We start from the raw sequence: 25,756 nt of genomic DNA, 5'->3' as shown, positions 1-25,756 counted from the left end.
TCACCCCTCACCGACTTCCTCTTCTCCAGAACCGAGATCGGAGTGCCCTCATGACCACATCCGACGTGCGTCCCGGCCCCGCCGCCGCGGGCGGCGGCCTCTCCCCGGCGGCCCGGCGCCTGCTGGAGCAGCGGCTGCGCGGCCGGGCCGCGTCCCGGGACACGGGGCCGACCCGCATCCGGCCCCGCCCGGAGCGGATCCCGTTGTCCGCCGCCCAGCAGCGCCTGTACTTCCTGGACCGGCTCGACCCCGGAGCGCCCACCTACCTGCTCCCCGCCGCCTGGCGGACGACCGGCCCGCTGGACGTGCCGGCCCTGCGCGTGGCCGTCGCCGACCTGGTCGCCCGGCACGAGCAGTTGCGCGTGGTCTTCCCCGAGCACGAGGGCGTCCCGCACCAGCGGGTGCTGCCCGCGGGCAGCACGGTCCTGGACGTGACCGAGGTGACCGGCGCGGACGCCGAGGACCGCGAGCGCCGCCTGGCCGCCGCCGTGCACGCGGCCGCCCTGCGCCCCTTCGACCTCGCCCGCGAACCCGCCTTCCGCGCCACGCTCGTGCGCGCCGCCACCGACGACCATGTGCTCGTCCTGGGCATGCACCACATCGTCTCCGACGGCTGGTCCCTCGACCTCGTCGTCCGCGACCTGGCCGAGCTGTACCGCGCCAGGACGCGGGGACGCGCCGCGGACCTGCCCGAACTTCCCCTGGACTACACCGACTACGCGATCTGGCAGCGCGAGAGCGACCGGTCCGCCGCGCTGGAGCACTGGCGCACCCGCCTGGCCGGACTCACCCCGCTGGAGCTGCCGGCCGACCACCCCCGCCCCGAAACCCCCGGCAGCCGGGGGGCCGTCCACCAGGTCACCCTGCCGCCCTCCCTCACCGACGCGCTCGCCGCACTGGGGCAGCGCGTCGGCACGACCCCCTACATGACCGTGCTGGCCGCCTTCCAGGCCGCGCTGGCCTTCCACACCGGACAGCGCGACATCGCCGTCGGCACCGTCGTCGCCAACCGGGAACGCGTCGAGACCGAGCAGCTCGTCGGCTTCTTCGCCAACACCCTCGTGCTGCGCGGCGACCTCTCCGACGACCCGACCCCGGCCGCGCTGCTCGCCCGGACCCGGGACCGGGTCCTGGAGGCGTTCTCGCACCAGTCACTGCCGTTCGAGAAGGTCGTCGAGGCACTGAGCCCGGACCGCGACCTGGCCCGCAACCCGCTCGTGCAGGTGCTCTACACGCAGTCCGGCACCGCAGCCTCCGGCGGCCTCACCCTCGGGGAGGCGGTGGTGACCCCGTACCGGATCGGCCTCACCACCGCCAAGTTCGATCTCACCCTGGACCTGCGCGCCGGCGAGGACCGCACCGAGCTGTCCCTCGTCTACCGGCCCGACCTGTTCGAGGAAGCCTCCGTCGCCGCCCTCGCCCGGCACACCGTCACCCTCCTGGAGGCGTTCTGCGCCACCCCCGACACCCCGCTCAGCACCATCGACCCGCTCACCCCCGCCGAACGCGGCCGCCTCCTCGGCCCGGACGGCCCCGCCAACACCGGCACCGGAACCGCCCTTGCCCCGCGGACCGCACCCGACCGGTTCGCCGAGCACGCGGCCCGCGCCCCGCACGCGGTCGCCGTCAGCGGATCGGGCCGCTCCCTGACCTATGCCCGGCTCGACGCCCGTGCCTCCGCGCTGGCGCGGAGGCTGCGTGCCGCCGGCGTGGCCCGCGGCTCACTCGTCGGCGTCTGCCTCGACCGCACCCCCGACCTGGCGGTGGCCCTGCTCGCCATCTGGCGGGCCGGCGCCGCCCATCTGCCGCTCGACCCCTCCCATCCGCAGGCCCGGCGCGAGTTCACCGTCACCGACGCGGGCATCGACTGGATCGTCACCGACACCGCCTCGCGCACCGCCGTCGGCTCCCTGCCCGCCCGGCTCATGCTGCTCGACGACTCCGACGACGAGTACGGGTCCGACGAGGGCGGCGACATCCGTCCGGCCCCCGACGACCTCGCCTACGTCATCTACACCTCCGGCTCCACCGGCCGCCCGAAGGGCGTGGAGGTCACCCACGCCAACCTGGCCTGGCTGCTGGGCGCCGCCGACCGGCACTTCGGCTTCGGCCCCGCCGACGTGTGGACGCTCATGCACTCGCCCGCCTTCGATTTCTCCGTGTGGGAGCTGTGGGCGCCGCTCGCCACCGGCGGACGCGTCGTGGTGCTCCCCTCGGACGAGGTGCGCGACCCGGCGGCCGTGCACCGCGTGCTGCGCGAGGAGCGCGTCACCGTCCTCAACCAGACCCCCGCCGCCTTCAAGGGCCTGCGCGCCCACCTGGAGGACGCCGGAGCCGGCTTCGGCGACCTGGCCCTGCGCACGGTCGTCTTCGGCGGCGACGCCTTCGACGTGCGGGACTACCGCGACTGGTTCACCGCCCCCGGGCACCGGCCCGCCCTGGTGAACATGTACGGCATCACCGAGACCTGCGTGCACGTCACCCTCCGCACCATCACCGAGGACGACGTCCACGGCACCGTCCGCTCGCCCATCGGCCGGCCACTGGCCGGACAGCACGGCTACGTCCTCGACCCCTGGGGCCGGCTCGTCCCGCCCGGCACCGTCGGCGAGCTGTACGTCTCCGGCGGCGGCGTCGCCCGCGGCTACCGCAACCGGCCCGAACTGACCGCCGCACGCTTCCCGGAGAACCCCTTCGGCGCCCCCGGCACCCGCATGTACCGCACCGGTGACCTGGTACGGGTGCTGCCCGACGGCGAACTCGCCTACGTGGGCCGCGCCGACCACCAGGTGAAGATCCGCGGTCACCGGATCGAACCCGGCGAGGTCGAGACCGCGCTGCGCGCCCTGCCCGGCGTCGCGGACGTCGCCGTGGTGGCCCGCGCCGACGGCGGCACGGCCCGGCTGGTCGCGCACGTCGTCACGCCCGAGGGCCGCCCGCTCGACCCGCCCGCCCTGCGCGAGGGACTGCGGCTGAGCCTGCCCGACTACATGGTCCCGGCCCTGTTCGTCCGCCACGAGCGGCTGCCGCTGACCGCCAACGGCAAGGTGGACCGGGCCGCGCTGAGCGCCGTGCACGCCGACGCCGCCACACAGCGCGCCCACGTGCCGCCCGAGGGACCGGCCGAGCAGGTCCTGGCCGGCGTGTGGAGCCAGGTCCTCGGCACCGAGCACGTCAGCCGCACCGACAACTTCTTCGACCTCGGCGGCGACTCCATCCTCGCCCTGCGCCTGGTCGGCCTGGGCCGGCTCGCCGGACTCGCCTTCACCGTCGCCGACGTCTTCCGCGCCCGCACCCTCGCCGACCTGGCCGCGCTCGTCTCCGACGCCACCGACACCCCCGAGCCGGTCGCCCCCTTCACCCAGGTGGACCCCGCCGACGCCGACCGGCTGCCCGAAGACCTCGCCGACGCCTACCCGCTCACCATGCTTCAGGCGGGCATGCTGCACGAGATGCTCGCCGACCCCCGGCGCGGCGCCTACCACAACGTCACCGACCTGAAGATCACCGTCCCCGAGGGCTTCGACCTCGGCGCCTTCCAGGCCGCCGTGGACGCGCTGGTCGCCGGACACCCGATCCTGCGCACCTCCGTCGACCTCGTCTCCTACCGCGAGCCCCTCCAGCTCGTCCACCGCACCGCGCACCTGCCCGTCGGCTACACCGACCTGCGCCGACTGCCCCGCGAGGAACAGCGGGCACGGCTGCGCCGCTTCGTCGACGAGGAGTTCGACCGCCGCTTCGACCTGGCCGAGGCACCCCTCGTGCGCCTCCACCTGCACCACGTCACCGACCACGACCTGCGGCTCGTCCTCACCGACTGCCACGTCGTCCTCGACGGCTGGAGCCTGACCTCCCTCGTCGCCGACCTGCTCGCCCTGCACCGGGAGGCCGTCGCCCACCGCACCGCCCCGCAGCCGCCCGACGCGCCGCCGTTCGCCGAGTACGTCGCCCTGGAACGCGCCGCGCTGAACAGCGAGGAGTCACTGGCGTACTGGCGCGAGCGGCTCGCCGACCTGAGACCGGTGACCCTCCGCCGCCGGGCGGACGGCGCCGCCGAGGGCCACCCGCCGGTCCACGAGGTCCGCCGTTCCTACGCCCACCTCGCCGAACGCATCGGCCGGCTCGCCAAGGAAGCGGGCGTGCCCCGCCGCACCGTCCTCATCGCCGCCTTCCACCACACCATGAGCCTGTTCGCCGACCGCGACGACAGCGCCCTCGGCCACAGCATCGGCCTGGTGACCAACGGCCGTCCCGAGCTGCCCGGCGCCGACCGGATGCGCGGACTGTTCCTGAACACCGTGCCGTTCGGGGTGGCCCGCCCGCGCGGCACCTGGCTCGCCCACCTGAGGGACGTCTTCCGGGCGGAGCAGGACATGCTGCCGCACCGCAGGGTCCCCCTGGTCCGCATCGCCGGACTCCGGCCCACCGAACCGCGGCTGACCGACGCCGTCTTCAACTACGTCAACTTCCACCGCCTCTCACACGACTCCTGGGACGACTCCCTGGAGATCGCCCGCACCATGTTCCCGCTGCTGGTCAACGCCAGTGTCAAGGCCTTCACCCTCGACGCCGACCCGGAATACGTGGCCCCCGCCACCGCCGAGCAGCTGGCCGACGTGTACTGCGCCCAGCTCGAGGCCATGACCGCCGACCCCGACGGCCGTGTCACCCGTCCCGCCCTCACCGGCGCCGCCCGCGCCACCGCCCTCGACGAGTGGGCCCGCGGCCCCCTCGTCCCCTCCTCCCCGCTGCTCCTGCACGAGCACATCGCCGCACACGCCGCCCGCACCCCGGACGCGGCAGCCGTCGAGCACCGCGGGCAGCGGGTCACGTACGCGGAACTCCATGAGCAGGCCGAACAACTGGCGCGTCGCCTGCGGCGGCTCGGGGTGGGACCCGAGACGGTGGTCGGCATCTGCGCCGAACGCGGCCCGGACCTGGTGCGCGCCGCCGTCGGTGTGCTGCGCTCCGGCGGCGCCTTCCTGCCCCTGGACCCGCAACACCCCACCGAGCGGCTCGCGTTCATGGCACAGGACAGCGGCATGCGGGTGCTGCTGATCCAGCGGGCCCTCGCCGGGACGGTGCCGTTCGACGGGCCGGTGATCCACCTGGACGCCCCCGCGGAACCCCAGCAGCCCGTGCCGGGCCCGGAGGCCGACGCCGACACCCTCGCCTACATCATCTACACCTCGGGCTCCACCGGCACGCCCAAGGGCGTGGCCATCGCGCACCGCGGCCTGTCCAACATGATCGAGGGCCAGCGCGACCTGGTGGACCCGGCCCCCGAGGACCGCGTCCTGCAGTTCGCCTCCTTCGGCTTCGACGCCTCGATCCTGGAACTGACCTGGTCCCTCTCCAACGGCGGCTGCCTGGTCACCGCCCCCGGGGACGACCTGCGCCCCGGCCCCGACCTCGCGCGCACCCTACGCGAGCACCGCGTCACCGGCGCCATGCTGCCGCCCAGCGCCCTCGCCGTGCTCGGTGAGGACGCCTTCCCCCACCTCAGGGTGCTCCAGGTCGCCGGCGAGGCCTGCCCGGCCGGACTCGCCGACCGGTGGGCGCGCGGCAGGCGCTTCCAGAACGTCTACGGCCTCACCGAGACCACCGTCTGGTCCCTCGCCGCCGACCTCGACCCCGGCCAGGGCCGCCCGCCCATCGGCACCCCGATGCGCAACACCCGCGTCCACGTCCTGGACGAGGACCTGCAGCCGGTCCCGGTCGGCGTACCCGGCGAGATCCACCTCGGCGGCGACGCCGTCGGCCGTGGCTACCTGGGCAGACCCGCCCTCACCGCCGCCACCTATGTCCCCGACCCGTACGGCGCCCCCGGCGACCGCCTGTGCCGCACCGGCGACCTCGGCACGCACCGGCCGGACGGCTCCGTGGAGTGGCTGGGCCGCCGCGACTCCCAGGTGAAACTGCGCGGCTTCCGCATCGAACCGGGCGAGATCGAACACGCCCTCAGGCAGCTGCCCGAGGTCCGCCAGGCGGTGGTCCTGCACCGCACCGACCTGCCCGGCGAACCCGCCCTCGTCGCCTATCTCGTCGTCTCCACGGAGAGCCGGCCCGCCCCGGAGGAACTGCGCGGCGCCCTGCGGGCCTCACTGCCCGCGTACATGGTGCCCGCCCGGTTCGTCGTCCTCGACGAGATGCCCGTCAACCGCAGCGGCAAGACCGACAAGCGGGCCCTGCCCCTGCCGACGGCCGGACCCGACCGCGCGGACGCCGAGTACGTCGCCCCCTCCAGTGCCGCCGAGAAGATCCTGGCCGAGATCTGGCGCGAGGTCCTCGGCCTGTCCCGGATCGGCGTCCACGACGACTTCTTCCACGTCGGCGGCAGCTCCCTGTCCACCGTCCGCGTCTCCCTCATGGCCGCCGCGCGCGGCCTGCCGGTCTCCGTCGGCGACCTGATCGAGCACCCCACCCTCGCCCGGCTGGCCGAGCACGCCGTCCGGGCGGCGGGCGAGGGCCTGCCCGCCGCCGTCACTTCCGAGGTGCGGCTCCGCGAAGGCGCGGGGGAGCCCCTGTGGTGCGTGCACCCCACCGGCGGCAGCGCCGCCTGGTTCGTCCCCCTCTCCCGCGCCCTGCCGCCGGGCCGCCCGGTGCACGCCTTCCAGGCGCGCGGCCTGCTCGGCGGCATCGACCCGAGCACCGTGACGGGCATCGCCGCCAACTACGTCGCCGAGATCACCGAGCGCGGCGGCACCGGGCCGCACGCCCTGCTCGGCTGGTCCATGGGCGCCAACATCGCCCTGGAGATGGCCACCCAGCTGCACGAGGCCGGACACGCCGTCGCACCGCTGGTCCTGATCGAGCCGTATCTGCCCAACACCGCCGCCCGCACCCGCCTCGACGGAGTCACCCGGGACCTGCGCGAAGCGCTGCGCCTGCGGGACCGGCTGCGTGAACTGCCGCCCTCGCCGCAGCGCGACCGGGCCACCGCCGAGCTCACCGCCACCCTGCTGGGAGCGGGCATGAGCCCGGCCGAGGCGGCCCTCGTCGAAGGCGCCCCGATCGAGGTGTGGCACTCGCTGCTCGCCGCCCTGGCCGCCTACGACGTCCGTCCCCACCCCGGACACGTGCACCTCGTGGTGGGCAGCGAGGCCGCCGGACTGCCGCGCGGCCGCACCATGCCCGGCCTGGACGTCGACTACGACACCTACGTCGCCCGCTGGCGCGAGGTGGCCGGCGGCGGGCTCACGCTGCACATCAGCGACGGCGACCACATGTCGATGATGGCCGAGCCCCGGGTGCAGGGCATCGCCGCCCTGCTCGCCGGCATCGAGCACACCGGCACCACCGCGGCCGCCGGCACCACCACGAGCACCACCCCCGGCACCGGGACGGGAGAGACCCGATGACCACCCATGCCCATGCCCCCGCACCCGTCCTCGCCGAGCGCTACCTGCTCTCCCCGGACATGATCGCCGACCCCTACGGCCACCTCGACGCCCTGCGGGAGCAGGCCCCCGTCCACTGGAGCCCCCTGCACCACGCCTGGCTCGTCACCGGCTACGAGCAGGTGATGAGCTGCCTGCGCGACCCCGCGGTCTCCGCCGACCGGGTACGGCCGCTGATGGACGCCGTCCCGCAGGGCGCCCGCGAGGACGCCGAGCGGGCCTTCGGCATCCTCTCGCGCTGGATGGTCTTCAACGACCCGCCCCAGCACCGCAGGCTGCGCCGCGTCTTCCAGGAGGCGTTCGCCGCCCGCGCGGTGGCCCGCTACCGCACCTTCACCGAGAAGGCGTCCCGCGCCGTCCTCGCCCGCAAGGCCGTGCCCGGCAGCACCGGCGACCTCATGGCCGGCGTCGCCAAGCCGCTGCCCGCCCTGGTGTTCGCCCGCTGGCTCGGCATCCCGCCCACCGACGCGCCCTCCTTCTGGTACTGGAACACCCGCGTCGCCGACCTCGTCCTCGGCACCGCCCAGGAGGAGAGCGAGTACCGGGCCTCCCTCCAGGCGCTGGTGAGCCTGGAGGACTACCTCGGCGCCCTCGTCGCCCGGCGCCGCGCCGAACCGGGCGACGACCTGATCAGCCAGGTGCTGCGGGAGGGCCGGGTCGGCGACTCGGTCAGCGAGGAGGAGTTCGTCGGCATGCTCACCCAGATGGCGTTCGCCGGCGGGGAGACCACCAGCAACCTCATCGCCAACACCGTCCTGGCCCTGCTCACCCGCCCCGACCAGCTGGCCGCCGTCCGGGCGGAGCCCGAACTGGCCCAGGGGGCGGTGGAGGAGACCCTGCGGCTGGACGGCCCGTCGAAGATGTCCATCCGCACCGCCGCCCGCGACGTCGATCTCGACAGCCGCACCCTGCGGGCCGGGGACCGGATCTTCCTCGTGACCGCCGCGGCCAACCGCGACCCGGCCCGCTTCCCCGACCCCGGCCGGTTCGACGTCCGCCGCTCGGGCGCCACCCACCTCGGCTTCGGCTTCGGCGCCCACTTCTGCATCGGAGCGGCCCTGGCCCGGCTGGTGGCCGTGGCCGTCGTACGGACGCTCGTGTGCGACCACCCCGGTCTGACCCTCGCCGACCCCGGCGGCCTGGCCTGGCAGCCCTCCCTGCTCAACCGCGGCCTCACCGCCCTGCCCGTGCACTACTGACCGGACCCGGTCCGACGAAAGGCACACCATGGCCACCACCCTCACCGGCGCCGGTCCGCGGCTGTGGGCACCCGCCCGGCACCGGTCCTTCCGCCTCCTGTGGACGGGACAGTCACTGTCCCTGCTCGGCGACGGCTTCAGCGTCGTCGCGTTCTCCTGGATCACCCTCGGGCTGGCCGGCTCCACTCTCACCCTCGGCTACGTCCTGGCCTTCCAGGCCGTCCCCCGAGCCCTGTTCACCCTGGTGGGCGGCAGCCTCAGCGACTCCTGGTCCCCGCGCGTCCTGATGGTCGTGTCCAGCTGGGCACGGGCGGTGCTGATGGCGGCCGTCGGACTCGCCGGACTGAGCGGTCACCTGACGGTGTGGATGCTGTGCGCCGCGGCCGCCGCCTTCGGCACCGTCGACGCCTTCTTCCAGCCCGCCCGTGTCTCCATCCTGCCCTCGGTCGTGGACGACGAACTACTCACCCCGGCCAACGCGCTGATGGGGGTCGGGGCGCGGACCGCCGCCGTCGTCGGCCCGGCCGTCGGCGGCCTGGTCATCGCCCTGACCCGGGCGCCGGTCGCCTTCCTCGTCGACGCGGTCTGCTTCGCCCTGTGCGGCCTGTGCGTGGCGCGCGTCCGCACCCGTCCCGCGGCGGCCCGCGAAACCTCCGCCGGCACGGTGAAGGAGCAGGCGTCCCTCGGCGCCCGTATCCGCGAGGGCGTCACCTACACCGCGCGCGACCCGCGGCTGCGGACCGTCGTCGCCCTCGACACCGCCGTCAACTTCTGCTACGCCGGGCCCTTCACGGTCGGCTTCGCCACCCTCGCCGACCAGGTGCTGCGCGGCGGCTCGGCCACGCTCGGCGTGCTCAACGGCTCACTCGCCGGGGGAGCGGTGCTCGGCACACTCGTCGGAGGCGCCGTCGGCGGGCGGCCCAGGGTCGGCCTGCTGGTGGCCGCGCTGGCGGGCTGGCTGGGCGCGGGAATGGCCGTCCTGGGCCTGGTGCACAGCACTCCGGTCGTCGTGGCGACCGTCCTCGCCATGGGCTTCGCCATCGGCTTCCAGGGAGTGTTCGGACTGAGCTGGATCCAGCGCAACATCCCCCAGGACGTGCTCAGCCGCGTCGTCTCCGTCGACATGGTCCTCGGCTACGCCGTGGCCCCGCTGTCGCTGATCCTGTGCGGGGCACTGGCCGGGAGGGACACGTTCGCCCTGTTCGGGGTGGTGGCCCTGGTGCTCGCCGCGACAGGGCTGGCGGTGCTGGGGTCCAGGGCGGTGCGCGAGATGCGGTAGCCGGCGCGTCCTACCCCCGGAAGGCGGCCGACCGCGCGCACAGGTCCGCGCGGTTGGCCGACCCCGTCTTGGTGATGAGGCTCGCGATGTGCTTCTCCGCCGTGCGGGGCGAGATGAACAGGCGGTCGGCGATGTCCTTGTTGCTGAGCCGCTCCGCGAGCAGCCGGAACACGTCGAACTCCCGGACGGTCACGCCCTGCGCGCGCAGCTTCTCGGGGATCTGGCCGGTGCCGGAGCGATGCTGGTGCACCGGGGCGCCGAGCCTGCGCAGCCCCGCCCGGCAGGCGCCGGTGACGGCCGCCACGTCCCGTTCGTGGAAGTAGTGTTCGGCCCGGCGCAGCCAGCCCACCGGATCGCCCCAGCCGTCCCGGTGCCCCGCGTCCGCGATCAGCCGCAGTCCCAGATGCCGGGCGAGCGGATAGGGCTGCGCCACCGTCAGCGCCGACTCCACCGCCGCCGCCGCGCGCGGCCCCGCTCCCTCCCGGCCCAGCAGCACGGCGTCGGCGAGCAGCACGAACTGGCGGTTCCACCGCATCCGGGCCATCGCGGTGGCGGTGATCTCCTCGTGCCGTGCCCGCCCCGCGTCACCGGAGAGCACGTCCAGCAGCAGGACCAGGCCGTGGGTGCCGCCGAGGTGGTAGGTGGAGGGGTTGCCCGCCTCCAGCGCCTGCACCGACCGCAGCTCCGCGCGGGCCAGGTCACGGTCCTCCTCCAGCAGCGCGCAGAAGGCGCGGGCCAGGCCGAGACTCAGCGGCTCCTCCTGCGAACCGGCGCCGTCCCACTCGGCGAACGCCGCCAGAGCGGTCTCCATCGCCGCCCGGTCCGCGCGGTGCGCCTCCAGGGCGGCCCGCGCCATCAGGACGTACCGCACGGCGGGCGCCAGGCGCAGCCGCCGCACCACGGCCAGGCAGTCGTCCGCCGCCGACCGCGCGCTCTCGTGGTCGCCGCGCAGCACCGCGTCCAGGATGAGAATGCCGTCCACCGTATGCATGATGTTCACCGAGCCGAGCCGCAGCGCCTCCTCGCGGGCCGCCAGCAGACCGGAGGTGTCGCCCTCGGCGAGCCAGGCGTTGCCGCCCATACGGGTGGCCGCGTACATGCGCTGCAGGGGCAGCCGGTGCCGCTCCGCCGTCACCAGGGCCTGCTGGAGCATCGCCGCGGACTCCTCCGGATCCCGCTCGCGGGCGACGGTGGCGAGAAGCTCCCGGGCCTGGCAGGCGACCACAGGCAGGCCGTGGCGCTCGGCGGTGTCGGCCGCCGACCGGGCCAGCTTCTCCGCGTGCTGGGTGCGGTCCGAACCCGGCGTGTCGAGGGCGAGGTAGGCGGCCGTGACGTCGACGGCCGCTTCCGTCGCCTCGTCCGGGGCGGTCGCCAGGACCTCGCGTGCCCGGTCGATCTGCCGGTTGCCGTCGCTCCACCGCCCCGCCGTGTGGGCCACCTTGGCCAGCCGGGTGTGCAGCGTGGCCAGCCGCACGGCGCTCAGCCCGGCGCCGCCCAGCGCGTGCAGGTCCTCGGCCAGGTCGAAGGCGCGGGCGAAGTCGCCGGCCTCCGCGAGCGCGGGCAGCAGGTTCTCCAGCACCGAGGCCCGCGCCTGCGGATCGCCGGCGCCGGCCAGCAGGCCCTCGGCCCGGCTGAGCAGCGTCACGGCGGAGCCCAGGGCACCCGCGGCCAGGGCCCGCCCGCCGGCGTCCGCGTACAGCAGCCCCGCCTCCACACGGTCCCCGGCCTCGCAGCGCAGCCCGGCCGCCAGCGCGCACCAATCGCCTTCGAGACCCGGATGGAGCTCCTCGACGGCCCGCGCTCCCCGCCGTGCCAGGTCCGCCCGCTGACCCGGCGTCATCTGCGTGAACAGGGCCTCGACGGTGGGGGAGTGGCGGAAGGAGTACCAGTCGGGGGCGGGCTCGTCGGGGATGACCAGGCGGGCGGCGACGCCCGCGTGCAGATGACTGAGCAGCGCCCGGTCCTCGACACCGGTCATGCGCTGGAGCACGGTGAGAGGGAAGCGGCGGCCCAGGACGGCGGCGGCCGACAGCAGGGTCAGGCCCTGTGTGCCCAGCCGGTCGATGCGCCGCAGGATGCCCCGGGCCAGCGTCGAGGAAACGTCACGGCGCAGATCGCCGACCGCGCGCCAGCCGTCGGTGCCCTGCACCAGCGTCCCGGCCCCGATCATGGACTGGAGCAGTTCCTCGACCAGGTACGGACTGCCCGCGCTGTCCTCCCACAGGCGGTCCAGCACCGCCGCCGGCACGTTCCCCGGACCGTCGGCCCCCAGATGCGCCGCCGTCATCTCGTCCACCTGGGGCCGGGTCAGCGGCGGCAGTTCGGCCAGGGTCGCGACGCCCCGCCGACGGGCGGACTGCGCCAGGTCCAGCGCGTCGCTGAAATCGGTCCGCACCGTGGCCAGCAGCAGGACCGGCGTGTACTCCAGGTTGTCCACCAGGTATTCGAGGACGCCGAGCGTCTCGGGGTCGGCGTCGTGCAGGTCCTCCAGCAGCAGCAACTGGCCCCGCCCGCGCCCGGCGGCCAACAGCAGACGCAGCACCGCCTCGCCCAGGATCACCATGGAACTGCTCTCGCGCTCCCCTGTGTCCCAGTCGGGTATCAGCCGCCCGAGGACCGGCCGGTAGGGGCCGAGGGCGAGGTCGTCCAGGGGCTCGCCGCTGCGGAACAGCGACATCAGCGCCTCGGTGAGCGGACGGAACGGCACGGCGGGCCCGGTGGTGCTGCTGCGGCCGCGCAGCACCCGCATACCGGAGCCCAGCGCGCCGCCCACGGCCTCCGCCGCGAGCCGCGACTTGCCCACTCCGGCCTCGCCGACCAGGAAGACGACGCCGCCGCGTCCCTGTCTCGCCTGGTCCATGGCACGTTCGAGCAGGGTGAGTTGGGGGTCCCGCCCGACGAGGAAAGGCGCATGGGAACGCATGGACGCAGATGATAATCGGCATGTCGGGGCCCGGGCAGAGCACGAGCCCGACGGAAAACCGCCGGACGCGCCGCGGCGCGGGCCCGCCCGGCGGGCCCGCGCCCTCACACGACTCGACACCGCGCGGGGTCAGCCCGGCGCGGAGACCGAGGTGTCCAGGGTGCTCAGCGTGACGACGATGCCGCTGGTCAGCACCATCCCGGCCAGGACACGGGCGCGGGCGCAGGCCCGGTTGCGGCCGGTGAGCGTGATCCCGCCCGCCGCGTCCTGCTCGTCGGCGCTGTGCTGGACGGAGTCGGCGGCGGTGGTGGCGAGGTGCTGATCCATGAAAGGTGTTCCCCTTCTGTTTTCCGTACGGCGAGCACGGGATGGAGGCGGAGATGCCATGGGGCGGAGGAGCGCGGACGCCTTGCCGGTCAGTGGTCGGGGTGGGCCAGGAGCAGGACGGACGGGACGGTGCCGGGGTGGGCCAGACGGAGCAGGCCGTAGCCGATGCCGGACAGCCCGTCGAGCAGCCCGGGGGAGGGAACGTGGTCGGGGGTGGCACAGCGGTGGCCCTGTGCCTCGACGAGGGCGAGTGCCTGGCCCGTGCGCCGGGCGAGCGCTCCGGCGGCGGCCGGGTCGCCCCTCCCGGCGCGCACGGCCAGGGCTTCCAGCGTGCCGAGCGTGCCCCGCCCGAGGCTGAGGTCGGGACGGACCTCGGCGTCCGCGGGCCGGACCGGGACCCGGGACACGGAGGGCGCGGGGGAGAGGTGGGCGGCGACGGCCGCCGCACCGGCGAACCCGCCGGACCAGGACACGTCCGCGGACGCGGCCCCGGTGTCGCGCAGCGCGGTGTCCAGCAGCGTCCGGGCGGCGGCCGTGTGCGCGGTGGCGTCCCCGGGGCGGCGGGCGGCGTACCGCAGCAGGGCCCACGCGATGCCCGCGGCGCCGTCGGTGAAACCGGCGGGAAGGCCGTGCGAGGCGGCGGCACACCGGTCCGCACCGGGCGGCACGGCGCCTTCGGCGCCGGTGACCTCTCCGGCCACCGAGCCGAGCAGCCGGTCCGCCAGAGCGTCCGCCAGGCTCAGCGCCGCCGGGTCGCCGGTCGTCTCGTGCGCCGCGACCGCGGCGGTCAGGGCTCCCGCCGTGCCGGTGGCGAACCCGGGCTCGGAACTCACGGAGGCGGCGTGGCCGAGAGCGGTGAGCGCGTCCGGCAGGCAGTCCGCGACGTCCGGGCCGAGCAGTGCCGACAGACGCAGCACGGCGTACACGATGCCGCCGAGACCGTCGTACGCGCCGGGGCCCGCCGCCGCGCTCAGCTCGGGCTCGTCCGCCAGCGCCTTCAGCAGGACGGGCAGGGGGCGGACGGCCTCCCGGGCGAGCCCGGCGTACCGGTCCGCTCCGGCCAGTGCGGCGGTGTGCGCCAGGAACAGCGCCACTCCGCAGTAGCCCTGCGCGAGTCCGGCGCCCATCGGCAGCACCGCCCAGTGCGGCCCGGACACCCGCTCCAGGCCGAGCCAGTTGGTCCGCCCGCCCTCGCGTACCGCGCGGGCGGCGATCTCGTCGGCGATCCCGCACGCGGCGGCGAGCAGCCGGGACGCGTCGGGCGCGACAGCCGGCACCGGCTCCACCGCCAGTTCGGACCTGGGCCGGTCCAGCGGAGAGCCCGCGCCCCGGGCGGCGAGCGTGGCCGTGATGATCCACTCCTGGTCGTGGCAGTCGACCTCGTCCATCCGGGCGATCTTCGCCCGCACCGCGGCCACGCCCGCCACCGGCAGCACGGCCGGCAGCCACGTGCCGTCGTCGGCCCGGACCGCGGTCCCCGACGGCCGATGGGTGAAGAGCGGCACGTCACCGCGCCACAGTGCCGCCGTCTCGTGCTCGATCAGCCGCCGGCGTGCCTCGTCGTGCTCGGACTCGGTCCACAGCACCGCGAACACCCCCTCCCGGGCGAGTGCGTCGCCCAGCAGCGACGGGTGGGCCGACTCCTCCAGCAGGGTCGCGTACAGACGGGTGGAGCGGGCGATGAGCCGGGCGGGACGGTCGGCACGGGCCATCAGCGGGCCGTCGTCGCCGAGTAGTTCACGACCGTGCGCCGCGAACGCCGCGTACGCGGCGCGGAACCCCTCCAGCAGGGCCGCCCGGTGATCGGCGCCCTCGAGAAGGCGGCCGGCGGGCAGCGGCTGGTTGTGCGCCGCGGGGCTGAGGACCGGGGCGCGTACGGCCCGCATGGTGTCCAGCCCGCTGTCCCGCCAGTGCAGGCCCTCGCTCGGGTAGGTGCCGTCGGTGGACCGGCCGAGCGCGGAGATGTCGAGCGCCCCGTGCTCGCCGATCAGCAGGTGCGGCAGCAGGCAGGCGCGGTGCACGGAGGCGTGCAGCGCGTCCGCCGCCGGGTCGGCGCCCGCCGTCATGGACTGCGCGAGCCCGGTGTGCAGCAGCGTCTCGGCGTCCACCAGGACCGGCTGGTCGCCGCAGGCGATGACGTTCTCGTAGTGCATGTCGGCGCCGTCCACCGCGTACAGCAGGGCCAGCAGCGCGCCCTGGCGCCGGTAGAACGCGTCCGTCTCGGTCACCGACCGGCACCAGCGGTGCTCGACGAACTCCAGCCAGCCGTACGCCTCGCGGCGCAGGCTGCGCGGGGTCCGCAGGTCCAGTCCGGCGACCTTGGCGTTCAGCCAGTCCACCAGGTCGTCGAGGAGCGCGTGCTGGTCGAGCGGCCGGGGCTTGTAGACCAGCCGGTCGCCCCCGGCGAACCGCAGGACGGCGACGGACCGGTTGCCCTGGTGGGCGTCCCCGCGGCCGAGGTCCACCCCGGCGAGCGGGCCGGGGTCGCGTCCGTCGAGGAGTCCGGCGGCCAGGTCCTCTCGGTCGGCCGCGAAACGGGCCGCCAGTTCGGCCGTGGCGGCCGTCGCGTCCAGAGCGGTCTGCGCGAGCATCCGGGCCAGCACCGGGTAGGCGGCGAACAGCGCACAGAGGCCCTGCCGGGTGCCCGCGGCCGCGGCGAAGGCGTCGAACCGCTCGCGGGCACCGGCGCCGGCCAGCCGCCCGGCGCGCCGCGCCGTGTCGAGTTCGCGGACCAGAGTCCGCGCCGCCTGCCGGACCAGCTGGCGCGTCAGCCGCCGCGCGAACGCCTCCCGCCACACGTCCGGTTCGGCGTCCTCGAACGCCGGCAGCAGCTCGGTCAGCCGCGCGGTGGCGGTGGCGACCAGCGGCCGGACGACCGGAGCGAAGGCGTCGGGTCCCTCACCGGGGACGACCGTCTCCACCGGTGCCGCCGCGGCGGTGTCCAGGGCCGCTTCGGCGTACCGCGCCCAGTCGGGCTTCGGGGCACGGGCGGCCAGCCGCGCCGCGGGCTCCGCGGCCAGCGCCGCGGCCGTGGCCCCGTCCACGCCCAGACCGGCCAGCCGCAGGGCGAAGCCCTCGGCGTCCCCGGCGGCCCAGGGTGCGTCCCCGGAGGTGGCTCCGGCGGGCGCCCCGGCGAGGCCGGGGGCGGCGAGTCGTTCCGCGAGGGACAGCGCCGGTGCCCACCACGAGGGCGGGAGGCCGGTGCTCCGGGACGTCGGGAGGCTGGCGGTCTCAGTCACGAGAAAGAAGGTCGCAGACCCCCGTGACCCCCACATGGGTAAGCGGCCCCCATATTCTGCGCGACCCTCGCCCCGCTCCAGCGGCCCGGACGCCCGAAACCACCCCTTGGCCGGCAAACCCGCAGCTCGGAGGCGGGGTCGCCCGTGCAGCTCGGATGGGGGACGGAGTACCGGACGGAAACGTGATACTGCGCGTTCGGCCCTTGTGCCCGCCCCACGGCGTATGCGCGGACCCCCGTGCGCACCCCTTCTCCGGGCCGCGGGCCCCTTGGCCGCTCCTTTCCCGTCTCCCGGATCCCAGGTCCGCTGATCACACTGCCGACCGGACCGGCCGGCGGCCGCCGTGCGCCGGGCCGGGAGGAGGACGCGAGGGGCCCACGAGCCGATGGGGCCGCCCCGCCCGGGGGAAAGGTGGGGGCCGGTTACCGATGCCGCCGCGTCCCTGCGCCCGGCACGGTGGTGCGCAGTCCCACCGCACACCGCCCGAAGTGCCCACGACCGGGCGAACCGACTTCCTAGGAGCAGCAGATGGGAGCACCCGTATCCGTCGGCGTGGTCGCCCTCGATCCGGTACTGGAGGCCGGCACGCGTACGACCCTGCTGGCCTGCCCGGAACTGACCGTGTGCGAGCCCGCCGAGGCCCGGGTCGCCGTCCTCACCGTCGACCGCCTCGGCCCGGGCGAGCTGGACATGGTGCGCACCACCCGCGCCCTGAGGCACGGCCCCGCCGTCGTGCTGGTGGCCGGTGTCCTCGCCTCCGGCGACGCCCTGCACACCCTGGCCGCCGGTGCCCGCGGCCTGCTGGTGCGCCGGGACGCCGACGGCCCCCGCCTCGCCCACGCGGTGCTGGCCGCCGCCCGCGACGACTGCACCCTGCCACCCGGCCTGCTCGAACAGCTCCTGGACCGCCCGCCGGACGCCCGGCACGGCACCGGCGGCTGGACCGACGGCATGCTGTCCGACCGGGAGCGCTCGGTGCTGCGGCTGGTCGCCGACGGCCACGAGACGGCCGAGATCGCCCAGCGGCTCGCCTACTCGCCGCGCACCGTGACCACCGTGGTGCACGACATCACCCAGCGGTTCCGGCTGCGCAACCGCGCCCACGCGGTCGCCTACGCACTCCGGGCGGGCCTGCTGTGACCGCGACCCTGACCGCCGCGCCGCCCCGGGCGTCCGCCGCCACGGCCGGCGTGTTCCCGGCCCTTCGCATCCCGCCCGCACGGGGTGCCGACCGAGTCCGCGCGACGGCCCGCCGCGCCGGTCTGGTCCACGCGGCGGAGCACGGCGGGCCCGGGACCGTCACCGTGGTGGCCGCCGCCGACGCCGCACAGGCCCTGCGCGGCCGGCACGGCGCGGGCCCGCTGGTCCTGGTGTGCGACACCGTCGGCCGCACGGGACTGCGGCTCGCGCTGCGGGCCGGGGCGGTCGTCCTGCGGGCCGCCGACCTCACCGAGGAGAGCTTGGCGGCGGCGGTGCGCCGCGCGGCCCATCCGCACCCGAGCATCCCCTACCCGGACCTCTCCCACCTGCTGGCCGGCGGTCCGCGACCCGGCGACCCGGCCGCCGCCGCCGACGGCGGCGGCCGGCCCGCCCTGACCGCCCGGCAGACGTCGGTGCTGCGCCTCATGGCCGAGGGCCACGGAAACGCGGACATCGCCCTGCTGCTGTGCTGCTCCGAACACACCGTCAAGAACGTCATCTACGAGATCATGGCCCGGTTGCAGGCCCGCAACCGGGCCCACGCGGTCGCCCACGCCGTACGCCACGGCCTGGTCTGAGGCGGTGGAGCGACGCGGACGCGGGGGTGGGGGCGGGAGCCGTGGCCACGGAGCCGCGACGGCCGCACGCGGTGCCCGTCGCCCCACGCGGTCGTCGGCTCCTTCGCGGGGTCGTCCGTCCGGCCGGTCAGCCGGGGGGCCCGGGCAGCAACCGCGGCTCCATCCGTTCCTCCACGGCCCGCTCGCCGTCCCGGCGCACCACGTAGGCGGCCTTGTCCGGCTCCTCCGCCACCGCCTCGACCAGCTCGGTGCCCCGGTAGACCAGCCCCACACCGTCGTCGGTGCAGTGCGCCGTCGTGAAGACGCCCTGGGCCACCAGCCGGTGGATCAGCGGACGCCGGCCCTCGTCACTGTCGTAGTGCACCCCGTTGCCGTACGGCAGCAGGCCCAGCCCGTCGGTGACCGGGCGCAGCCGGGGGCCGAAGGAGTCCGTGGTGCCACCCTGGAACCAGCAGATGGAACCCGCGCTCACCCCGGCGAGCACCACACCCGAGCGCCACGCGCGCCGCAGGACCCCATCCAGCCCGTGCGCCCGCCACACGGCGAGCAGGTTGGCCACCGAGCCGCCCATCACCCAGACCACGTCGTGGTCGAGCACCGTGCCCTCGACGTCGTCCACGTTCGGCATCGGGAAGAGCTGGAGCGGGGTGAGGTCGAAGCCCGCCACCCGGGCGGCCTCGCCCACCCGCGCCGTGACGTGCTCGGCGTCGCCCACCGCCGTACCCAGATAGAGGACGCGGGGGCGTCGGCCGTGCGCACCGGAGAGATCGACCGCGTGGTGGACCAGGGAGTGGAAGAGGACCCGGGTGCGCGTGCCGACGCGATGACCTCCGGAGGTGGCGACGATGGTCGGTTCCGGAGCGGTCACGCCGGTGATCGTAGCGCGCCAACTCCTGTGCACTTGTGGGTTATTGGTGAAGGCGTCGCGCTCTTCGCCCACCTGCGGGACGCAGGACCGCGTCAGGAGGCCGCAACGCCACGGCGGGGACCGGTCCCTCGGACCGGTCCCCGCCGTGTTCACGCGTACGCCGTCAGGGCGTCCGCAGGGCCACCGCCGCCGCGTACCCCGCCGGGACCAGGACGTCCCGTACCGTCCACCCCGGTGCCGGAGCGGTCGGCAGCGGCCCCGTGCCGACGTAGTCCAGCGCCGGATCGCGCACCAGACCCGTGCCCAGGCCCTTGAGGTAGGCCTCCTTGCGCACCCAGGCCCGGGTGAACGCGGCCGGACGCTCGTGCGCGGGCAGCAGCGCCAGCTCGTCCGCCTCCGCCAGGTGCAGCGCCGACTGCGCGCCGAGCGCCGCCCGCAGGGTGGCCAGCCCCTCCACGTCGACACCGACCGGCGCGAGGGCGAGCGCCACCATCACCAGACCCCCGCTGTGGGACAGCGAGAAGTGCACGCCCGGCATGCGCAGGGCCGGTCGCCCGTGCGGTCCGCCGCAGCCCGCGCACGGCTCCCGCGTCAACGGCAGCGCGTCGGCGGGTACGCCGAGCAGGGTGCTCAGCACGTCGCGCAGGGCCGCGTGCGCGACCACGTACGCGTCGCGGTCGCGGTCGTGCCGGAACGCGCCGGCCCGGCCCCGTTCCTCCGCGTCCAGCAGCTCCCGCGCGTCCCGCAGGGTCCGCTCGTCCAGGGCACCGACACGGGCCAGGTACAGCTCCAGCGGCGCCCTCAGCACGCGCGGGCCCGGCGCCCGCGCCCGGTGCCGCAGCCCGGACAGGTCCAGCACGGCCGGGCACAGCAGCCCGGACGGCGCCGGCGGCGGGGCGTGCGCCGGCGGGTCCAGGAGCCGGCCCGCCCGTGGCTCAGACATCTGCCCCGGCCAGCCGGCGGCGCAGGCTGAGCGGACGCATGTCCGTCCAGATCACGCCGATGTGGTCCAGGCACTCCTGCCGGCTGCCCCGCCGGCCCTCCGGGTACCACCCGGCGGGCACTTCGCGGTCCGCCCGCCAGATCGAGTACTGCTCCTCGTCGTTGCGCACCACGAGATACACCTCGTCGGTGCCCGGGCGGGCCTCCTCGGCGCCCGAGCCGGTCGCGGAGTGGGATTGCGTCACGGTGAACCTCCCGCAGGTGATGGGGCCGGCCGCAGGTCGGGGCCGACGCCGACAGCGTGCCGGGCGGCCCCCGGCCGGGGCAGGGACGAACGCGCCGAGCCCGCGGCGCGCGTTGCTGCCGGATCTTCTCTGGCGCCCGGCCGCCCCGGCGCGGGACGGTGCTGTACGCCCGGGGAGCCGGGCCTCCCGGCGGCGGCCACGGCCCGGCCGGACCGAGCGGCCTCCCCGCGCACCCCCTTTCCGGAAGGAGCACGTGATGTCGGACGAGCACGCACCGGTCCTGCTGCCGGGCGGAGGCTGGCGGCTCTGGGAGGAGTTCGCGCTGCGCGGCCCCGGCTTTCCCGCCGACGGCGTGCTGCGCCTGGCCCCGCCCGGACTGGCCGAGGCCGCCGACAAATTCGGCCCCGGCACCGATCTGTCGGGACCCGAGTGGCAGGCCTTCGCCGAGGAGCTGTCGGCGGCCGCCGTGGACACCGCCCGCCACCTTCAGCGAGTCGCCGCCCAGCCCCGTTTCCAGGCGGCCCTCGCCTGGCAGAACCCCGCCGTCCTGCGCACCGGCATCGCCCCGTTCCTGCGCTGGACGCCGGGCGCGGACAGCCGCAGCAGCATGCCCCGGCAGCGCGAGGAACTGGTCGCCCACTACTGGCAGCGGTTCTGCGTGAAGAACGACACCATCGGCTTCTTCGGCCCCGTCGGCTGGGGCCGCTGGGACCTGTCGGCGCCGCACGCCGTCGCCGTGGACGCCGGCCGGGGCTTCCTCGCCGCACAGGAGGTCTACTTCTCCGGCTGGGCCGTCGACGCCCTGGCCAAGGTGCTCGCCGAGGACGAGGAGCTGATGCGGTGGATCCCGCCGCGCCGGATGTCCTTCGTCCGCTGCCAGGACGGCACGGTACGGATCCCGGGACGGCCCGCCCAGCCCGTCGGGGAGCTCCAGCAGGCCGTGCTGCTGCGCTGCGACGGCACCCGGCACCTCACCGCCGTCGCCGCCGACCTCGGCCTGGAGAGCGACGACGTCGCCGGCATCGTGCGCGAACTGGCCGGCCGGCGCTGGGTGCAGTGGCGTCTGGAGGTGCCCGCGGCCACCCACCCCGACCGGGCCCTGCGTCACATCCTGGAGCGCGTACCCGACGAGACCGTCCGCGACCGGGCACTGGCGAAACTCGCCGTGCTGGAGCGCGGCCGCGACGCCGTACGGGACGCCGGGACCGACGCCACCGCGCTGACCGCCGCGATCGGCGCCCTGGAGGCCGACTTCGCCGCCCTCACCGACAGCGAGGCCCAGCGCGCCAAGGGCGCACGCACAGCCCCCTGCCGGGGACTGGTGTACTCCGACGCCCGACGGTCGGCCACCGCCACGGCCGGACCCGCGCTGCTGGCCCGTCTGGAGCCCCTCCAGCTGTGCCTGACGGCCGCCCGCTGGATGACGAACCGCTTCGCCGACGCCATCCGCGCCCGGCTGCGCACCGTCCACGACCGCCTGAGCGCCGACGGCACACCCGTGGACCTCGCCACCCTGTGGATGAACACCCTGCCCTCCCCGCACCCGGACGCCGGCGACCTGATCGACGCGGCCCAGGCCGAACTGAGTGCCAAGTGGGCCCGGATCCTCGACCTCCCGCCCGGTGCCCGTCGCGTCCGCCTGACCACGGCCGAGCTGGCCGACCGGGTGCGCCGGGAGTTCGGCGAGTCCGGCGACGGCTGGTCCCTCGCCCGCTACGTCAGCCCCGACATCCTGGTCGTCGCCGAGGACGCGGACGCCCTCACCCGCGGGGACGTCGACCTCGTCCTCGGCGAGATGCACTGCGCGCTGAACACCATGGGCGCCTCCCTCTTCGTCCACCAGCACCCCGACCGCGACCGGCTGATCGCCGAGACCAGCCGCGACTTCCCCGGCCCGCGCCTGCTGCCCACACTGCCCAAGGAGCTGCCCCTGAAGTGGTCCACCCGCAGCCGGCCCTCCCTGGACCGACCCGAGGACCACTACGTGACCCTGGTCGACCAGACCGGCGACCCGCACCGTCCGAACTCGGTGCCGAGCGCCGACGTCCGCGTCGAGAACCGGGACGGCCGGCTGACCGCCGTGCTGCCCGACGGCAGCGCCCACGACGTCCTCGACGCCTACGCCAACACCCTCACCCAGCGCGTCATGGACCGCTTCACCCTCCGCCCCGAGGGCGAACACACCCCGCGCATCACCGTCGACCGCATGACCGTGGCCCGCGAGACCTGGCAACTGCCCGTCTCGGAAGCCGACTTCGCCGACGAGAAGAACGAGGCCGCCCGATTCGTGCGTGCCCGGCACTGGCAGCGCCGCCACGAGCTGCCCCGCTTCGTCTTCATCGTCTCCCCGACCGAACCCCGCCCGTTCTACGTCGACTTCGACAGCCCCGTGTACGTCACCATCCTCGCCAAGGCGGCCCGCCGGCTCGCCCGCAAGGACCCCGGGGCCCGTCTGAAGGTCAGCGAGATGCTGCCCACCCCCGAGCAGTCCTGGCTCACCGACGACGACGGGCACCGCTACACCTCCGAACTCCGCTTCGTGGCCGTCGACCGGACCGTCACCGGCACGGAGGAGGCGTGATGCGCACCGTCGCCGACGACCTTGCCGCGCACGCCGCCCGCCACCCGGGGCGGATCGCGCTGGACACCCCCGCCGGTGAGATCACGTACGGCCGGCTGGCCGCGCGCGTCGACGAGCTGACCCGGCTGCTGCGGGCCCGCGGCGCCGGACCGGAGACGGTGTGCGCCGTCGCCGTCGAGCACGGCGCCGACGCGGTGGCCGCGATGGCCGCGGTCATCCGCTGCGGAGCCGCCTTCCTCACCCTGGACGTGGCCCAGCCCCGCGAACGGCTGGCGGCCTTCGTCCACGGGGCGGGCACCCGCCTGCTGCTGACCACCTCCGCGCACGCCCACGCGCTCGGCTTGGACGTGCCCACGGTCCTGCTGGACCGTCCGGCCGCCGAGCCGGAGCGTCCGGCCGCCGAGCCGGGCCGTCCGGGCACCGAGCCGGGCCGTCCGGCCGCCGAGCCGGAGCGTCCGGGCACCGAGCCGGTCCGTCCGACCGCCGAGCCCGACGGTCCCACCGCTGGGCCCCACCGCCCCACCGCCCCGCCGGACCATCCCGCGACGCCGCCCCCGCCGGTCGACCCGCAGGCCCTGGCCTACGTCAGCCACACCTCCGGCAGCACCGGGGAACCCAGCCCGGTCCTGGTCGAACACCACGCCCTCGACGCCTACCTGCGCGACACCGCACGCGCCTTCGGCCTCGGCCCGGACACCGTGGCCCTGCAGACCGCGCCGCTCGGCTACGACGCCTCGATCCGGGACACCTTCGCCCCGCTGCTGGCCGGAGCCCGGCTGGTGATCGTGGAACGCGCCCGGCTGCTGCGCCCCGGCGACTTCGCCCGTACCGTGCGCGAACACCGGGTGACCGCGCTGCTCAGCGTCACCCCGTCCTTTTTGTCTCACCTGGCCGGGCAGCCGGACCCGGCCGACCCGCTGGCCGGCGTCACCCTGGTCGCCTCCAGCGGCGAGTCCCTGCGCCCGTTCCTCACCGCCGGCGGACGGCGGGCGGTACCGGGCACGCTCGTCAACCAGTACGGCCCGACCGAGTGCACCATGACCACCACCCGCCACGCCGTCCCGGCCGATCCCGACACGGCCGCCGACGTGGTGGGCACGCCCCGGGCGGGCACGGTCGTCCGGGTGCTCGATGCAGGCCTCGCACCGGTCCCCGACGGCGACGTGGGCGAGGTGTACATCGGCGGCGCGGGCGTGGCGCGAGGTTACGGAGGATGCCCGACCCGTACCGCCGAGTGCTTCCTGCCTGACCCCTTCGGCCCGCCCGGCGCCCGCCTCTACCGCACGGGTGACCTCGGCCGGTGGGGCCCGCAGGGCCTGACCTACGTCGGCCGCACCGACCGGCAGGTCAAGATCCGCGGCCACCGGGTGGACCCCGCCGAGATCGAGGGCGCCCTGCTGTCCCACCCGCGCGTCAGCGGCGCCGCGGTCACCGCGCACACCGACGACCGGGGACGGACGTACCTGGCCGCCCACGTCACCGGAGACCTGACCGCCACCGCCGACGCGGAGCTCCGCACCCACCTGGCCCGCTCGCTGCCGCCGCACCTGATGCCCCGCCGGTTCCAGCGCCACGACACGCTGCCCACCACCCGGGGCGGCAAGGCGGACCGTCGCCGGCTGGTCGTCGGGAGTGCCCCGTGACCGCCACCGGCCTGCGGCCGGCCGCGGCCGGCACCCTGCCCGGTCCTGCCGACGTCGTCGCGGCGGCCACCCGGATCGCCCCCTATGTCCTGCACACGCCCCTGCTGCGCGGCCCGGTGACGGCGGCCCACGGACCGGATCTGCTGCTGAAGGCCGAACACCGGCAGGCCGGCCACTCGTTCAAGATGCGCGGAGCCGCCAACGCCGTCCTGGCGCTGGACGCCGACCGGGTCGTCACCGGTTCGTCCGGCAACCACGGCATCGCCCTCGCCTGGCTCGCCCGCTCCCTCGGCATCCGGCTGACCGTCGTCCTCGCGGCGGGCGCGGCCCCCGCCAAGGCCGCCGTCATCCGCGCGCTCGGCGCCGAGACGGTCCAGGTGGGCGGGGGAGTGGCCGAGCGGGAGGAGCGGGCCGGCCGGCTCGCGGAGGAGACCGGCGCCACCTTCGTGCCCTCCTCGGACCACCCCCTGGTGGTAGCCGGGCAGGGCACGGTCGGCACCGAACTGCTCGCCGACGCCCCCGGCACCGAGACGGTCTACGTCCCGACCGGCGGCGGCGGACTCCTCGCCGGCGTCTGCCTCGCCGCCGTCGGCCACCCGGTCCGGGTGGTCGGCGTCGAACCGGCCCTGACCCCCCGCTACGCCCGCTCCCTGGCCGAGGGACACCCGGTCCAACTGCCGCCCTGCGCCACCGTCGCCGACGGCCTGCGCGGCCAGCGGCCAGGACGCGTCCCCTACCCGATCATCCGTGACCGCGTCGACGACCTGATGACCGTCGGCGACGCCGAGATCCTCGCCGCCGCGGCCCTGCTGCACCGCCTGGGCGTCGACGCCGAACCCAGCGGAGCCGTCGCCCTGGCCGGAGCCCTGCGCGCCGGCCGCCGCGAACGGGCCGTGGCCGTCGTCTCCGGCGGCAACACCCCCGCCGGCCTGCACGCCCTTCTCCGCCCGCGCACCGCGACACCCACGGAAACCACCGTGGAAACACCCACCGCGACAACCATCGAGGAGTACACACCATGACCGAGAACGCCGCGACCGCCACCCGCACCGCCGACCTGCTCGTCGAGATCTTCCGTGACGTCCTCGGCCTGCCCGACCTGACCGCGGACACCGACTTCTACGAGGCGGGCGGCGACTCGCTCACCGCCTTCCAGATCACCGGCCGGCTCGAGGAAGCCCTCGGCGCGGAAGTGCCGGTCTCGCTGGTCTTCGCCTACCCCACGCCGAGGGACCTGGCCGAGGTCGTCGACGCCGACTACGGGCGCTCCTGACCCCGCGGCACCCGCTCCGCACCCACTGTGCGCCCCGCCGGTCCCTGCCCCCGACGCGC

Annotated in this window: 15 protein-coding genes; 9 read left to right on the top strand and 6 right to left on the bottom strand. The window is 75.6% G+C overall.

All coding sequences use genetic code 11. The features are described 5' to 3' along the window. Positions 1 to 50: 50 nt before the first annotated feature. Genes OHB56_RS09145 through OHB56_RS09135 form a run of 3 tightly spaced genes read left to right on the top strand, consistent with a single transcriptional unit; the run spans position 51 to position 9,878 of the window. On the top strand, positions 51 to 7,361 hold the full coding sequence (locus OHB56_RS09145; RefSeq protein WP_406352600.1) for an amino acid adenylation domain-containing protein: 7,311 nt from the start codon (positions 51 to 53) through the stop codon (positions 7,359 to 7,361). After that, positions 7,358 to 8,599 (top strand): cytochrome P450, encoded by a 1,242-nt coding sequence (locus OHB56_RS09140; protein ID WP_406352598.1) that lies wholly within the window; start codon positions 7,358 to 7,360, stop codon positions 8,597 to 8,599. Before OHB56_RS09145 ends, OHB56_RS09140 begins: the two co-directional genes overlap by 4 nt. Positions 8,600 to 8,627: 28 nt before the next feature. After that, the gene (locus OHB56_RS09135) at positions 8,628 to 9,878 is read left to right on the top strand and encodes an MFS transporter (protein ID WP_406352597.1); all 1,251 of its coding nucleotides are present in this window, start codon (positions 8,628 to 8,630) and stop codon (positions 9,876 to 9,878) included. A gap of 10 nt (positions 9,879 to 9,888) precedes the next feature. Here the strand turns inward: OHB56_RS09135 and OHB56_RS09130 are convergent, their stop codons facing one another. From OHB56_RS09130 to OHB56_RS09120, 3 genes are all read right to left on the bottom strand, one after another. Beyond that, a complete protein-coding gene (locus tag OHB56_RS09130; protein WP_406352595.1) occupies positions 9,889 to 12,801 on the bottom strand; it encodes an AAA family ATPase in 2,913 nt (970 codons plus the stop codon). Positions 12,802 to 12,930: 129 nt separating this feature from the next. Then, positions 12,931 to 13,128: a hypothetical protein gene (locus OHB56_RS09125; protein WP_055591552.1), complete on the bottom strand. Its 198-nt coding sequence runs from the start codon at positions 13,126 to 13,128 to the stop codon at positions 12,931 to 12,933. A gap of 89 nt (positions 13,129 to 13,217) precedes the next feature. Further along, positions 13,218 to 16,367 carry a type 2 lanthipeptide synthetase LanM family protein gene (locus OHB56_RS09120; RefSeq protein ID WP_406352593.1) on the bottom strand — a complete coding sequence of 1,050 codons (3,150 nt, stop codon included), beginning with the start codon at positions 16,365 to 16,367 and terminating at the stop codon, positions 13,218 to 13,220. A gap of 528 nt (positions 16,368 to 16,895) precedes the next feature. On the opposite strand from OHB56_RS09120, the gene OHB56_RS09115 reads away from it, so the two are divergent. Both OHB56_RS09115 and OHB56_RS09110 read left to right on the top strand, forming a co-directional pair. Next, positions 16,896 to 17,507, top strand: coding sequence for a LuxR C-terminal-related transcriptional regulator (locus tag OHB56_RS09115; protein ID WP_381171166.1), 612 nt, complete (start codon positions 16,896 to 16,898; stop codon positions 17,505 to 17,507). Further along, positions 17,504 to 18,145 (top strand): response regulator transcription factor, encoded by a 642-nt coding sequence (locus OHB56_RS09110; protein ID WP_406352590.1) that lies wholly within the window; start codon positions 17,504 to 17,506, stop codon positions 18,143 to 18,145. The genes OHB56_RS09115 and OHB56_RS09110 overlap by 4 nt, the downstream gene beginning before the upstream one ends. Before the next feature lie 127 nt (positions 18,146 to 18,272). Here the strand turns inward: OHB56_RS09110 and OHB56_RS09105 are convergent, their stop codons facing one another. The 3 genes from OHB56_RS09105 to OHB56_RS09095 all read right to left on the bottom strand — a co-directional run bounded on the left by OHB56_RS09105 (position 18,273) and on the right by OHB56_RS09095 (position 20,137). Continuing rightward, a complete protein-coding gene (locus tag OHB56_RS09105; RefSeq protein ID WP_355886828.1) occupies positions 18,273 to 19,013 on the bottom strand; it encodes a peptidase E in 741 nt (246 codons plus the stop codon). A 163-nt stretch (positions 19,014 to 19,176) separates the two neighbouring features. Further along, positions 19,177 to 19,956 carry a 4'-phosphopantetheinyl transferase family protein gene (locus tag OHB56_RS09100; protein ID WP_406352588.1) on the bottom strand — a complete coding sequence of 260 codons (780 nt, stop codon included), beginning with the start codon at positions 19,954 to 19,956 and terminating at the stop codon, positions 19,177 to 19,179. Further along, positions 19,949 to 20,137, bottom strand: a complete 189-nt coding sequence (locus OHB56_RS09095) for an MbtH family NRPS accessory protein (RefSeq protein ID WP_355795245.1) — start codon at positions 20,135 to 20,137, stop codon at positions 19,949 to 19,951. The genes OHB56_RS09100 and OHB56_RS09095 overlap by 8 nt, the downstream gene beginning before the upstream one ends. 319 nt (positions 20,138 to 20,456) lie before the next feature. On the opposite strand from OHB56_RS09095, the gene OHB56_RS09090 reads away from it, so the two are divergent. From OHB56_RS09090 to OHB56_RS09075, 4 genes are read left to right on the top strand one after another with little or no spacing between them, the layout of a single operon-like run. Beyond that, the gene (locus OHB56_RS09090) at positions 20,457 to 22,781 is read left to right on the top strand and encodes a lantibiotic dehydratase (RefSeq protein ID WP_406352586.1); all 2,325 of its coding nucleotides are present in this window, start codon (positions 20,457 to 20,459) and stop codon (positions 22,779 to 22,781) included. Further along, a complete protein-coding gene (locus tag OHB56_RS09085) occupies positions 22,781 to 24,424 on the top strand; it encodes an amino acid adenylation domain-containing protein (RefSeq protein WP_406352584.1) in 1,644 nt (547 codons plus the stop codon). Before OHB56_RS09090 ends, OHB56_RS09085 begins: the two co-directional genes overlap by 1 nt. Further along, positions 24,421 to 25,446, top strand: a complete 1,026-nt coding sequence (locus OHB56_RS09080) for a threonine/serine dehydratase (protein ID WP_406352583.1) — start codon at positions 24,421 to 24,423, stop codon at positions 25,444 to 25,446. Before OHB56_RS09085 ends, OHB56_RS09080 begins: the two co-directional genes overlap by 4 nt. Then, complete coding sequence (locus OHB56_RS09075) at positions 25,443 to 25,697, top strand: acyl carrier protein (protein ID WP_055630974.1); 255 nt, start codon at positions 25,443 to 25,445, stop codon at positions 25,695 to 25,697. The genes OHB56_RS09080 and OHB56_RS09075 overlap by 4 nt, the downstream gene beginning before the upstream one ends. Positions 25,698 to 25,756: the final 59 nt, after the last annotated feature.

The organism is Streptomyces sp. NBC_01635, from assembly GCF_045209715.1.
In the GTDB taxonomy this organism is placed as follows: Bacteria; Actinomycetota; Actinomycetes; order Streptomycetales; family Streptomycetaceae; genus Streptomyces; species Streptomyces hirsutus.
The sequence above is the reverse complement of the archived record's forward strand: the minus strand, read 5'-3'. Positions and strand labels throughout refer to the sequence as shown.